The sequence below is a fragment of the Nibribacter koreensis genome, from assembly GCF_039541795.1.
In the GTDB taxonomy this organism is placed as follows: Bacteria; Bacteroidota; Bacteroidia; order Cytophagales; family Hymenobacteraceae; genus Nibribacter; species Nibribacter koreensis.
Map to the genome: position 1 here is coordinate 1,231,161 of NZ_BAABGX010000002.1, position 13,515 is coordinate 1,244,675.

A 13,515-nucleotide genomic window follows, 5' to 3' on the forward strand; every position below is an offset into this window, starting at 1 on the left:
GAAACAACAAGCCTAGTACTGCCCATCCGTTTTTAGGCTGATTTTCAAAAAACAGGCTAAAAACGAAAAGAGCGACCTTATGCGGGCCGCTCTTTTCGTTTTTTGGGTAAGCGCTTGCTTACTCTAAGCCAATCTGGATGATGGCAGATTCTTTACTGGGGTAGCGCTCTACAAAGTAGTTCTTCACCTTCAGGTTATTCTCCTCAGCGTAGTCAAACAGGGCTTCGTAGATTTTCTTGGGGGCAATCATCTGGCTGGCATTCAAGGTTCCCTGCAAGACCGGCTCACCCGCTTTCACCACGCGTATCTTATATCCCGCCGGCAAAGCCACGGTTGTATCTACAATGGCCACGCCAATAAAAGCGCGCAAGGTTTGACTCTGTTTCTCTGGGTTGTTGTAGTAAATGCCGGCCGCCTCGCCGTCTAGCTTCTTCTGCTCCACCAACTGCCCAACTTCCTGGAACAATGCTCCCAACTCTTCGGCATCGGCTTTTCCCTCATATAATTTACCGGCAATGAAAACCTGGCTTGAAGTGGTTTTGGTGATTTCTACCTGCTTAAAACCGCCCACATACGCATACACCGCCACCATGACGGCTACCACTATGCCCATGTAAATCAAGAAACGCTTGTTCATTTTAATATTGAGTGAATGAGAGAATGTGGTTAATGTGCTAATGGTTTAATGTGCTGATGCGCTAGTTGAGAATCTAAGAGGTAAGATTTTTGTTTTTAGCCTGATTTCCGGAAAACAGGCCAAAAACGCTCTTATACGAAGTTCTTGTACTGCATCTCATGCAACTGCGCGTAGTAACCGCCAGATTGCAGAAGCTGTTCATGGGTGCCGCTTTCCTTTATTTCGCCGTGGTCCAGGACAATGATCTTATCTGCCTTTTGGATGGTAGACAGGCGGTGCGCGATCACAATAGAAGTACGGCCCTGCATCAATTGGGCAATGGCAAACTGAATCAACTCCTCTGTCTCTGAGTCTACGCTAGAGGTGGCCTCGTCCAGGATGATGATTTTAGGGTCATACACCATGGCGCGCACAAATGAAATCAACTGACGCTGTCCCACTGATAGCGTTGCCCCGCGTTCCATTACGTTGTACTGCAAACCACCCGGCAAACGCTCAATGAACTTGTCGGCGCCCACTAAGCGGGCGGCTTCCCAAATCTGGCTTTCAGTGATGTTCTTGTTGCCCAGCGTGATGTTCTCTTGGATGGTGCCCGAGAACAGGAACACGTCCTGCAAGACCACGCCAATGTGCCGGCGCAACACGTCTAGGTCATATTCTTTGATGTCATGACCGTCTACCTTAATCACGCCTTTGTTGATTTCATAGAAGCGGCTGAGCAGGTTGATGATGGACGTTTTACCAGCCCCAGTGGCACCTACCAAGGCCACCGTCTGACCTGGTTGTACCTGGAACGAAATGCCGCGCAACACCCAGTCCTCGTCATTATAAGCGAACCAAACCTGCTCAAAGTCTACGCCGCCTTTGATGGTCTCCGGCCGGTATTCGCCTGTGTCTGAAATCAACTCTTTGCTTTCCAGCAGTTTCATGATACGCTCAGAACTCACCACGCCCAACTGCAAGGTGTTGAACCTATCGGCAATCTGGCGGATGGGCCTGAAGAACATGGCAATGTACATGATAAAGGCGATGAGCGTGCCCAGCGTGACATGGTCCTGCACCACGCCCTTCGCGCCGTACCAAACCAAGAGGCCCGTACCGGCCGCGCCAATCACCTCAGCCACCGGGAAGTACACCGAGTAATACAGCACGGACTTGACGTTGGCGCGGGTATGCTCCTTGTTGATGGCCTCAAACTTCTTCATCTCGCGGGCCTCATTGTTGAAAATCTGCACCACCATCATCCCCGTGATATGCTCCTGCACAAAGGCATTCAGCTTAGCCACGGCCCCACGCACTTCTTGGAAAGACGCCTTCACTTTCTCCTTGAACACATAGGTACTCAGAATTAACAGCGGGAACATGGAAAGGCTCACCAAGGTCAGTTCCCAGTCCAGCCAGAACATGTAGGCCAGGATGAAGACCAGTTGCAGGACGTCGCCAATCATGGCGGCCAGGCCTTCAGAGAAGACGTCAGAGAGGGTTTCCACGTCGCTCACGTTACGCGTCACCAGCGTCCCGATGGGCGTGCGGTCATAGAACTTGAGTCTTAGCTTAAGGATGTGCTCATAGAGTTTTACCCTGATGTCGCGCACCACGTACTGCCCCAGCCAACCCGCAAAATACGTGTGCAGGTAGGATACCAGCGTGTGCAGAATCAGGAGTACCACCAGCCAGATGAACATGCGGTTCACGCCAGCCCAGTTGTATTGCAGAATCTGCTTGTCCACCATCTCCTGAATCAGGAAGGGGCGCACCGTGGCCAGCACGGCGGAGGCCACCGTCAGGAAAATCACGAAATAAAACACCTTGTTGTAGGGCTTCACAAACCGGAAAATCTTCCTGAGCACCTCCCAGTCAAAGGCACTTCCTGTCTTACTGCCGCCTATTTCACTCATGTGGTCTTGTGCTTAATTTGATGGGCTCCTGAGAACGTGGTACGGAAAACAAACCTTTGCAGGTACCTGATAGTTTTGCGCCGCTTCCGTTTTTGGCCTGATTCCCGGAAAACAAGCCAAAAATGCCTATGCCTGAGCCTCAGGCAAAAGTACTCAATATTGCTTAATCATAAGCGGTCCTGAGTCGCGAGTCTTGGGTCCTGAGTGAGGAATGCGTTTTTGGGCTACTTTCTAGGAATCAGGCCAAAAACAGTTATTCCTCTTGATTGGGCGAAGATTTCATAGCTTGCAGGCGTTTCGCCTCTTGCTTGAACAAGATTTGCTGTTGCTCAAAATAGCCTGTGGGGTAGTCTACGCGGTGCAGAAAAAGGCCTTCTGAGGGAGCGGCCCCGCTGGACGAGCTTCTATCCTGCTTCTCAATGATTTCACGGAACCGATTAACGCTCAACTTCCCTTTGCCCACATCCAGCAACGTGCCCACAATCAGGCGCACCATGCCGCGCAGAAAGCGGTTGGCCTGAACAGTGAAGACAAGCTTGTTATCCCTTTCTTGCCAAAAGGCTTGGGTAATGGTACAGCGGTAGTGCTTGGTGTCTCCTTTTACTTTGGAGAACGTGGTGAAGTCCTCCAGTTCTAACAGCGCCTGCGCCGCCAAGTTCATCTGCTCCACATTTGGTCTGCGCGACAGGAAATAGGCATGCCTCACCAGAAATGGATTCTTCTCCAGTGTGATGTAGTACTCATATGTGCGTGAGATGGCGTCAAAGCGTGTATGCGCCTCTGGCCCTACTTGCTTGGCGTGCCGCACGGCAATGTCTGGGGGCAGAAGGCGGTTGAGTTTGTAGACTATCTCTTCTGGCGTGATCACCTGCGGCAAGTCAACGTGTACCCACTGCTGGCCCGCGTGCACGCCAGTATCGGTTCGGCCACTGCCAATACTATCTACCTGCGGCACCCTGAACACCTTAGAAATGGCATCATCCAACACCTCCTGCACCGTAAGGGCATTGGGTTGCGTCTGCCAGCCATGGAACCGCGTGCCGTCATAGGCCACCTCTAAGAAATACCGCATGCCGCAAAGATAGCAAATTGAGTTCTGAGTCTTGCCTCGCGAGTCTTGAGTCATAATAGAATCCCGCCCGCAGGGCGATGAAGGCATTGCAACACCTCTGTCATCAACTCGCCAGCCCTTGACCGAAGGTGAAGAGACTGGTCAATTTAAGTCTCTTCACCTGAGGGAGAAAGTAATGGATTGTCACTTGGCAGTGACATAAGTTTACTATGAAACAAAACCGGTGCACGGTGCACCTTTGTGAGCCCCCGCCCTGTCCGAGCGGTCAGCGAGTTCGGGGGCTCTTGATTCTTTTGGTTACTTTTCTCATCAAGGAGAAAAGTGACAAACGCCCGAACGGAGCGACAAGAGATAAAATTTAAGATGAAGGAGTTGGGAGGCAGAGGCGGAAATCAAGAATCAGATAAAGCATGTCATCCCCCTAACCCCTTCAAAGGGGGACGAAGAAGCTCCTTTCTTCAGAACATCGTTTTCAGCCTCATTCCCAGAAAACAGGTCAAAACCGACATCACGGGCACAAAAAAACGGCCTCCCTCTGGGAAGCCGCCTTTTCACCTTAACCTAATCAAAAACCAATATTCACATTCACTATCTATTGAAAGAAATCAAAGACATGTTGCCTCTGGACGCTTCCCAGTTCTGCTGGCGATTGTCACGGTCCTGCTCATAGCGGGCCTGCAAGGCGTCTTTTTCTCTTTCATAATTCGCTTTCATACGCGCCTTCTCCTGCTCATAGTCTGTTCTGGACAAACTGTTCTCATCTGCCCGGTAACGGTCGCGCAGCTCATGCTGACGGCGGTTGTATTCGTCTTTGAGGCGATCTTTGTCTCTGTTGTATTGTGTCTTGGCGCGAGCCATCTCTTGTTGGTAAGAAGACTCATCACCACGCTTGCTTTTCTTAACGTCTTTTTTGGCAGCCTTCTCAAACGCTTTGCGGTTTTGCTCAGCGGCTTTTTGCTGTTGCTTGTCTTTCTTGGCATCGGTCACGCCAGCGGCCATCGCCATATTCCCGAAAGACAAAACACTAATCATTGCGAGTAAAAAGTACCGTTTCATATCCGTGATTTTTAAGTTCTGACTGGTAGAATGCAACGTCCGTGCCAGAATCGTTTTGTTTTCGGACTAACTCTCAGGATACAGGCCAAAAACAGCTTCAACCCGCTCAAAATCAGGCATAAAAAAATAATCCCACCTCTGAATACTAGAAGCGGGATTATTCTGATACAAATCAAATGGCTAGGCTATTCGCATTTTTCATAGAGGACGGCCAGGCCTTGCCCCACGCCAATGCACATGGTCGCTAACCCGTACTTGGCCTCTGGACGGCGTTTCATCTCGTGCAGCAAGGTAGCCGTAACGCGGGTACCGCTGGCGCCCAGCGGGTGCCCGATGGCAATAGAACCGCCGTTCACGTTCACCTTGGCCGGGTCCAGACCCAGTTCCTGCGAGCAGGCCAAGGCTTGCGACGCGAAGGCCTCGTTGAGCTCCACCAAGTCCAGGTCTTCCACTTTCAGTCCGGCACGCTCCAAAACTTTGCGGGTAGCCGGCACCGGGCCGATGCCCATGTGCGCAGGGTCCACGCCCGCCACGGCGGCACCTACAATTCTGGCCATGGGCTTGAGGTTGTGCTTGCGCATGTAGTCACCGCTCACAATTAAAGCCGCAGCGGCACCGTCATTGATGCCCGAGGCGTTTCCGGCGGTCACCGAGCCGCCTTCTTTGACGAAGGCAGGCTTCAGTTCGGCTAATTTCTCCAGAGGGGAAAGGCGTGGGTGCTCATCGGTGTCAAACACCAGGGCCTCGCCTTTCTTCTGCGGAATGGTCACGGGCACAATCTCATCTTTGAACTTACCGGCCTTGGCGGCTTCCTGGTAACGGGTCTGCGACTGCACAGCAAAGGTATCCTGGTCTTCACGCGAGATGTTCCACTGCTTGGCCACGTTCTCCGCGGTCTCGCCCATGGAATATGGGTGGTACAGCTTGGACAGTGCCGGGTTCACGAAGCGCCAGCCAATGGTCGTGTCATGAATCTCAGGGGTACGGCTCCAGGCCGAGTCTGCTTTGGCCATCACGAACGGCGCACGGGTCATGCTCTCCACACCGCCGGCAATGTAAACCTCACCCTCGCCGGCTTTAATGGCGCGGCTCGCGTCTGCAATGGACTGCAAGCCCGAGGCGCACAGTCTGTTCACCGTCACGCCGCCCACCTCTTGCGGCAAGCCTGCCAACAGCCCAGACATGCGGGCTACGTTGCGATTATCCTCGCCGGCCTGGTTGGCCGCGCCAAAAATAACGTCTTCAATGTCTTTGGGTGACACGGCTGGGTTGCGGGCCATCAGTTCTTTGATAACCATTGCGCCCAGGTCGTCGGGCCGAACGGTGCTCAACGAGCCGCCAAATTTGCCTACCGGCGTCCGGATGATGTCTATGATATAAGCGTCTTGAGCCATGATTGACAAGTTTTATGTAGCTTTGTGTTACTGACTGCAAGTTAACTAACCCTGTTATGATACAAAGAATTCAAAGCGTGTTTCTGTTCCTTATTGTGATTGCCATGGTGGGCCTTTTCATTTTCCCTATCTGGGCGAAGACCAATCCTGCCACCGGCGTAGAATATGTATTGGATGCCTACAAATTAGGCCCTGAAACCGCCACCGACGGAGCCACTTCTCAAAGCACCATTTACATTGCTATCTTGGCCGCCGCCGCCGCCCTCATTGCGCTTTATGAGATTTTCCAATACAAAAGCCGTCTCACTCAAATGAAACTAGGCTTATTGAACTCTCTGATTCTGGCCGCTCTGGTAGGCGTGGTGTTCTACTTCTCTTCATATGTGGGCGAAGACCTGGTTGCCACCAAAGAACGCGGCGAATACCTTTCTGGCTTCTACTTTCCTTTCATTGCCATGCTCATGAACGTGCTGGCCAACCGCTTCATCAAACGCGATGAGGACTTGGTGCGGTCCATGGACAGACTGCGCTAAGCGCTATAGCCTTAGACATAAGACACAAGACGTAAGATTCAAGAGTTTCTTGAGGTTTGCCTGGCCTTTCGGTTTTAGCTTGGTTTGATGAAAACAGGCCAAAAACGGAAGGCCTTATTTCTTTAGGTCTCTGGCCTGCTTTAGTAATCCCTTCACTTTGTCTCTCCCTTGTCAACTTTCCTGTTGGTAACTCTCCCTCTTTGTCATCCTGAAAGGATCTTGTGGGCAAGCTGTAATAGCGTTTGCTAAGAGAGAATACCTCTATTGGTTATGAATAGACGAGGGGTGTTTCATTGTAACTGCCTGCCTAGTTCGCCACCAAGATCCTTTCAGGATGACAAAGAGGGGGTGAATAGATATTAGTGTTAGAAGAAAAACATTAGAACCAACAGAAGAGCCTCTGCATTGTGCAGAGGCTCTTCTGTTTTATAGGCTTTAGTTCGATTCAAAATCAAGTCTTGAATCTTATGTCTTGCGTCTTGTGTCTAACCAACTACTGCTTGTAAATAAAATCCTGCATCTCGCGCTTGTTGCTACTAAACTCTAAAGCATCTAGCACTCTAGGGAAGTTGCGGGTGTCGCACACGAAGGTGTAGGCGTATTTGGCTAGTTTTACTTTGCGGTCTTCAAAAGTGAGGGCGTCCATGAGGGCCATCAGGTCTTCGGTCATAATACCACCGGCTAGTTTTATCTCGCCTTTGGCAATCTCCAATTTACGGTCGTCCATGCCTTCTTCTTTCATGAATCGAAGCGCGCGTTCCAGTTCCCGCTCTTGCATGGCGTTCCGGCACACTACATCGTCCTGATCATAGGTATTGTCTGGTCTTGGGTTGGGTCTGGGAGTTGGTCTTGGGTCAGGACGGCGGCGCATGGGCTCCTCGCCTACTTTGCGCAGAAATAAGGCATTGCCTCTAGGTCCGCGGGCCAGTTCATAGATGCTTTCATAGCCTTCCTGCAAGAAGACTTCGGCGCGGATGTTCTGGGCCCGGCCTCTTCTGAGTATCCTTATGTCCAGCCAATACCGCCCCGCTGGCAAATCGCCTACGTCCACTCTGTTTGTAGGGGTACGGTTAATGACTCTGCCGCCAACGGTCAGGTAGAACAGTTCGCCGCGCACGCTGGCGATAGAGAGGGCCGCTTCTTGTCTGGGTCTGGCCTCTACCTGTGGCAGGGCTAGCAGCAAGCATAAAATCACGAAGGCGTACAAAGGTTTCATGGCTGATAATAGTTAGGTAAAACTCATGCAAAGCCTTATCCAAGTATTGTGCCAATTCTATATTTAAAGCAAGCGTGGGTGCTGTTTTTAGGCTGTTTTCATGAAAACAGCCTAAAAACAGCACCCACGCTTGAAGACGTTAGTAGTTAGACGCTAGATATTAGACTCTTATTTAAAATTAGTTACTCCAAAAGTCTAGCATCTAATATCTAGCGTCTAACGTCTAATCATAATAAAACTCACCGTACGGGCTCTTAATCGTTAATTCATTCCTCTCACTCGCTTCTACGCGGCCAATGATTTGGGCGTCAATGTTGAAGGACTTTCCAATGTTCACCAGGTCTTCAGCAATCTCCTGTGGCACGTACAGTTCCAGGCGATGGCCCATGTTGAAGACCTTGTACATCTCTTGCCAGCTGGTGTTGCTTTGCTCTTGAATGAGCCTGAACAGCGGCGGCACCGGCAAAAGGTTGTCTTTGATGATATGGACCTTCTCTGTGAAGTGCAACACCTTGGTCTGCGCCCCGCCACTGCAATGCACCATGCCATGTAGTTGGCTTCGGTAGTCTTTCAAGATGGCCTGCACCAAAGGCGCGTAGGTTCTGGTGGGTGACAAGACCAGTTTACCCACGGTCAGGCCGGTTTCTTCATTCACATCGGTGAGTTTGCAAGAGCCGGAATACACCAAATCTGAAGGCACTGCGGGGTCAAAGCTTTCTGGGTAGGCTTGGGCCAAGTAATGCCCAAAGACGTCATGACGGGCGCTGGTAAGGCCGTTGCTCCCCATGCCGCCGTTATACTCGCTCTCATAGGTAGCCTGGCCATACGACGCGAAACCTACAATCACATCGCCGGGCTGGATAGTGTGGTTAGAGATGACCTCAGAGCGTTTCATGCGGGCGGTCACGGTGCTGTCCACAATGATGGTGCGTACCAGGTCGCCTACGTCTGCAGTTTCGCCGCCGGTGCTGTAAATGCCAATACCGTTGTCCCGGAGCATCTGCAACACTTCCTCGGTGCCGTTGATGATGGCGGCAATCACCTCGCCGGGCATTAGGTTCTTGTTGCGCCCAATGGTAGAGGACAGCAAGATGTTCTCCGTGGCACCCACGCATAGCAGGTCATCGGTGTTCATGACAATGGCGTCCTGGGCAATGCCTTTCCAGACGGAGAGGTCGCCAGTTTCTTTCCAGTACAGGTACGCCAGAGCAGATTTGGTGCCGGCGCCATCGGCGTGCATGATGTTGCAGTACTCGGGGTCGCCTACCAGCAGGTCTGGGATGATTTTGCAGAAAGCCTTCGGGAAGAGGCCTTTGTCAATGTTCTGGATGGCGTTGTGCACATCTTCTTTGGAGGCAGACACGCCGCGTTGCAGGTACCGGTTTTCCATGTTGGGCTTCTCTGGAATGGTGGAAAGAAATGAACGCCTTTTTAGCGCTATTTTGACAGAAACAGGCCAAAAACGCGGCCGTGCCTTTGCTGAGGTAAAAATAAGAAAGCCTTCTGGGTTTGAAGGCTTTTATTCTGGTTGCTTTGAAAATAATCCTGCAAAGCCCTCGGCCAATGGATTATTCTATAAGCGTCTTACTAAAAGAAAGCTTAGGAGAAGCCGAGCATTTAAGCCGAGCTCTTCCGGATTTGCAATCCGGAAGCACCTAAAGGGGGATTTGTAATCCCCGTGTGGGCTTGAGTGAATGCACCTCTCCGCAGGCGGATTGCAAATCCGCTTCTCACTAGTTCGGGATTGCAAATCCCGAACAGCCACCGTTTGTATTCTCGCAAGCGGCAATTCCTTAGCTACTCTTACAACACCTTACTGAATGAAAGCTTAGGATAGGCCGTACAGCCAATGCTTTCCTTGAAGTCACACAGGCCGTAGTTGGGCACGCTGTCCTCGGTGGAATACCCCACGTCTATCACCTGTACACCTTTGTCCAAGTAGTATTTTACCAATTGGAAAGACAGGTAGTTCATGGTTCTGTTGCTGGACAACTCGGGCAAATCTCCCCAGTAGATAATCTGTACTATGTCTTTGGCTACCTGAAAAACGATGGCCGCTGCTACGGGCTCTCCCACTAATCGCACCAAAAAGAAATCAGAAGAAATAAGCTTAACCGTCTGCATCAACTGCTCGAACGGCATGCGTAGAGGTTTATTTCTAACAGTTCTGTTCTGCTGAATGATGGCGTAGGCTAACTGCTTTCCCGCCTCCGTTTCGCAAACCTCAAAAGTGAAGTCTTTCGCCAATGTGATGGCCAGGTTTTTCTGGGCGTTTCTTCTAAAGGTTTGTTGATAGCTTTCTAACGTGTGGCCTGCCAAATGAAGGGAATGATTCAACTCTAGCTGTGTCACCGCAAAGCCGTGACTGTACAACGAGTTATAGACCTTGCTGACAAAGCTGGGACTATAGAACAGCGGCGGAAGCGTGAATTCTATTTTTGAAACATCTTTCGCTGAGCAATACTCCTGCAATGCGTCCAGTGCCTGGTCCAGATGCTGGATGCGCACATCGTCCTTCACAAAAGAGAAACCGCCGAAGGGTGCTGAGAAAGGTGATTTAAAGACACCATCCTGCACAACTCCCAACAGACCCAGCCTATACTTCTTGGTTTTGAACGCGAGGCAGTGTAACTCCAGCCCCAGTCTATCGGCGTTGAACTGGTTGAAGGCCACGGAATTGTAGACATGGTAAGGCGCCGGAAAAATATCTGCGTATGCGTCTGCGCTTAGCCTTTGTAGCTCCATGGGCACTCTTAAAAACGTTTTCGGCCTGTTTTCTGGAAAACAGGCCGAAAACGACATCTTATCAAATCAATTGAAAAATGGGTGAAAGCTTACTCGTCAATGCGAGTCACCTTGAACTCCGTGCGGCGGTTGCGTTGGTGCTCGGCCTCGGTTTTGGCGTTCTTCACCACCGGTCTTGACTCGCCGTAGCCTTTGGCCGTGATGCGGTTCTTGTCAATGCCTTTGGAGATGATGTAATCTACCGCTGACTGCGCCCTGCGCTGTGACAAATCCTGGTTGTACAAATCGTTACCGCGGCTATCTGTATGCGAGCTCAGCTCAATGGTAATTTTAGGATTGTCCACCAAGGTCTGCACCAGTTTGTCTAGTTCAATGGCCGCGTCTGGCCGAATGTTGGCTTTGTCAAAGTCATAGAAGATGTTCTCCACCACAATGGCCTTGTTCTTCACAATCTTGGTGAGGGTGAGCGTGGTGGTGAGTCTAATCTCGGTGAGCGGTTGGGTCAGTTGGCTCTGCGGCGGCGTTTTGCCCTGCGTAATCACCGATTGGCGGGCGGCAAAATAGCCTTCGCGCTCTGCCAGCACAGAATACACGCTGGCCGTATCTAGTTTAAAAGTGAAAGCTCCGCCAGCGGTGGAGACCGTTTCAGCTACCTTCTGGCCCTGCTCGTTCTGCAAGGTCACGCGAATGTTGCCCATGGCCGTGGTGGCGTTGGTTTTGTCATTGCGCTCTACCACGCGGCCGTCCACGAAGAAGTTGACCAACTTAGGCTGGCGCTTCTCGAAACCATATATATCATCGCCGCCCATGCCACCGGCACGGTTAGAAGAGAAGTAGCCTTTCTGAGTATCAAGATTATATTCATTAAAACCATCAGAATGCGGCCCAACTGCTCTTTCTGTAAAGAAAATAGCAAAATCATCACCTACGGAATTCAAAGGAGTGCCTAGGTTGATGATAGAGTCTCCTTTGATTCTGAACAAGTCCAAACCACCCAAACCCGGATGCCCGTCTGAGGCGATGTACAAGGTACCATCTGGGGCTACGTGCGGGAAGGACTCATTGCCGGGTGTGTTGATGGGAGCTCCCAGATTGACGGGGCGCGAGAAACGACCGCCTTCATCTAAAGTAGTGCTCCAGATGTCATTGCCTCCCTGGCCGCCGCGACGGTCAGAAGAGAAGTACAAGGTCTTGCCGTCTGGCGAGAAGGCCGGCGTGGCATCCCAAGCGGCATCATCGTTGAAGCTCAACAAAGTAGGCTCAGACCATTTGCCAGTCTTAAACTGAGACACAAACAAATCCACGTCCTGGCGGCCGTTCTTCTTGCCGCTGTTACTTCGGGCGAAAATCATGGTGCGGCCTTCATTGGTGAACGTGGGCGTGGCTTCATGTATGCCGACCGAGTTCACCGGCTCTCCCAAAGAAACCGCACTGCCGGTGGTGTCATTCTGAGTCATCACATATAAGTCCTGGAAGCCTTCGCCGTTGCCTTTGTACACTTGAGATTCACGGGTAGAGGCAAAGATCAACTGCCCTTGGTGCACTACCGGCCCGAAGTCTGAGGCTGGAGAGTTGGCGGCTTTTAAAGGCTCTATGACTTGGTAAGTTGCGGTGTTTAGGATGGCCGGCACCTGCTTGAGGTTCTCTACCTCGCGGCTGGCAATGGCAATAAAGGTTTTGTTGGCGGCTACAGATAAGTACTGCTGGAGTTGCGCGGCGGCCTCATCGTATTTACCCACAGCTTTCAGGGCCATGCCATAGCGGAACAAGGTTTCCTCATTCTTCTGTCCAGCGTCAATGGCGGCTTTGTAGAAAGGTTCGGCCTGCGGAAGTCGGTTGGACAGGCGATAGGCCTCGGCTAGTTTAAAGTTGGCCGTTCTGGCATTGCGACTGTTCTTTAAAGCGGCTTGGTAGTGCTCAATGGCCAGTTGGTATTCTCCCTGCTTAAAATCTTTATCGCCTTTAGACAAAGACGATTTAAACGGGCCGCACCCGTTGAGAGCAACTAGAAGGGCCAGCGCCCCAAGCGTTTTGTAGTGTCGCATCATATGGTAAAGATGTTAGGACACAGGCTGAAAATAACGCGCCAGCCAGGTATCTTTTGCGGGAACGGGCCATTGCTGTTGCAGGCCGCCCACGGTAGAAACTAAGGTATCAAAATACAATGAGTCCGGCGACAGGGTGCCTTTCTCCACTTCGGCTTTTATCTGCGCCATGGGCACCAACTTCACGTCTCCGTTTTGCTGAAACGCCAGTTGCGTCCTGTCAAATAATTGAACGCGAAACTCCTGTTCTACTTTTCTCAGAAAGTTTACAGACTTGTCAATGGAACAACCACTAGCCGAGGCCACTTGTTCATTGGTCGCCAACACTACAAACTGCTTTTCCTTTATTTGGAAAGACGCTTGCAGGTCATTGCCGTGACTGCTCCACTCGGTTACAAATTCCTCCAGCTTTTGCTCCATGGCTTTTTCTTCCTGGTCAGAAAGCGGCCGGTCCAGCTGGTAAATCCAGAGGCGGCTATGTGGAGGCAACTGATGAAACGGAACGTACATTTGGTTAATGTGCTAATTTTTTAATGTGCTGATGTGCTAATGAAAGACACAGGACACAAGATGTAAGACGCAAGACTATTCGTTTTTGGCTTGTTTTCTGGAAATCAGCCTAAAAACGAAGCTCACTTTCTACCGCAAGCTTGTAGCTTATGGTTGTTGTTATGGTGGAAGTTTTCAACTTCCGCTACTGTCAAGTACTGTCATTTCAGCACCTCGCTCTCGTTCCTCGTATTAGAAATCTTCTCACTTCGCTCTTTCGGATTCTTCGCTCTTTCGGATTTCCTAATCCGAAAGTACTCTGTCGGGGATTTATAAATCCTCGGCTCACTGCACTATTTATAACGGGGATTCAGAAATCCCCTACAGAGTGGTTCGGGATTGGTAAATCCCGAACAGCTATTGAAACCCC

11 protein-coding genes are annotated in these 13,515 nt (G+C 51.0%); 1 reads left to right on the forward strand and 10 read right to left on the reverse strand.

Annotated features, from left to right (window positions below; all coding sequences use genetic code 11):
* Window positions 1-118 precede the first annotated feature (118 nt).
* The 5 genes from ABD880_RS12575 to ABD880_RS12595 all read right to left on the reverse strand — a co-directional run bounded on the left by ABD880_RS12575 (window position 119) and on the right by ABD880_RS12595 (window position 6,057).
* Window positions 119-637 carry a GyrI-like domain-containing protein gene (locus tag ABD880_RS12575; protein WP_345166615.1) on the reverse strand — a complete coding sequence of 173 codons (519 nt, stop codon included), beginning with the start codon at window positions 635-637 and terminating at the stop codon, window positions 119-121.
* A gap of 131 nt (window positions 638-768) precedes the next feature.
* Complete coding sequence (locus ABD880_RS12580) at window positions 769-2,535, reverse strand: ABC transporter ATP-binding protein (RefSeq protein WP_345166617.1); 1,767 nt, start codon at window positions 2,533-2,535, stop codon at window positions 769-771.
* Window positions 2,536-2,788: 253 nt separating this feature from the next.
* On the reverse strand, window positions 2,789-3,607 hold the full coding sequence (gene truA, locus ABD880_RS12585) for a tRNA pseudouridine(38-40) synthase TruA (protein ID WP_345166618.1): 819 nt from the start codon (window positions 3,605-3,607) through the stop codon (window positions 2,789-2,791).
* A 588-nt stretch (window positions 3,608-4,195) separates the two neighbouring features.
* A complete protein-coding gene (locus tag ABD880_RS12590; protein WP_345166620.1) occupies window positions 4,196-4,663 on the reverse strand; it encodes a hypothetical protein in 468 nt (155 codons plus the stop codon).
* A gap of 185 nt (window positions 4,664-4,848) precedes the next feature.
* Window positions 4,849-6,057, reverse strand: a complete 1,209-nt coding sequence (locus ABD880_RS12595) for a 3-oxoadipyl-CoA thiolase (protein WP_345166623.1) — start codon at window positions 6,055-6,057, stop codon at window positions 4,849-4,851.
* 56 nt (window positions 6,058-6,113) lie between these two features.
* On the opposite strand from ABD880_RS12595, the gene ABD880_RS12600 reads away from it, so the two are divergent.
* Entirely contained in the window at window positions 6,114-6,590 is a 477-nt protein-coding gene (locus tag ABD880_RS12600) for a DUF4293 domain-containing protein (protein WP_345166625.1), read from the forward strand.
* Between the two features lie 493 nt (window positions 6,591-7,083).
* Here the strand turns inward: ABD880_RS12600 and ABD880_RS12605 are convergent, their stop codons facing one another.
* The 5 genes from ABD880_RS12605 to ABD880_RS12625 form a co-directional block, all read right to left on the reverse strand.
* The gene (locus tag ABD880_RS12605; RefSeq protein WP_345166627.1) at window positions 7,084-7,806 is read right to left on the reverse strand and encodes a proline and serine-rich protein 1 family protein; all 723 of its coding nucleotides are present in this window, start codon (window positions 7,804-7,806) and stop codon (window positions 7,084-7,086) included.
* A gap of 223 nt (window positions 7,807-8,029) precedes the next feature.
* Window positions 8,030-9,196: an AIR synthase related protein gene (locus ABD880_RS12610; protein WP_345166629.1), complete on the reverse strand. Its 1,167-nt coding sequence runs from the start codon at window positions 9,194-9,196 to the stop codon at window positions 8,030-8,032.
* A gap of 413 nt (window positions 9,197-9,609) precedes the next feature.
* Window positions 9,610-10,551: a hypothetical protein gene (locus ABD880_RS12615; RefSeq protein WP_345166631.1), complete on the reverse strand. Its 942-nt coding sequence runs from the start codon at window positions 10,549-10,551 to the stop codon at window positions 9,610-9,612.
* A gap of 89 nt (window positions 10,552-10,640) precedes the next feature.
* Window positions 10,641-12,599, reverse strand: coding sequence for a CHU_0125 family OmpA-like outer membrane integrity protein (locus ABD880_RS12620; protein WP_345166634.1), 1,959 nt, complete (start codon window positions 12,597-12,599; stop codon window positions 10,641-10,643).
* A 12-nt stretch (window positions 12,600-12,611) separates the two neighbouring features.
* On the reverse strand, window positions 12,612-13,106 hold the full coding sequence (locus ABD880_RS12625) for a hypothetical protein (protein ID WP_345166637.1): 495 nt from the start codon (window positions 13,104-13,106) through the stop codon (window positions 12,612-12,614).
* Between the last annotated feature and the right edge of the window lie 409 nt (window positions 13,107-13,515).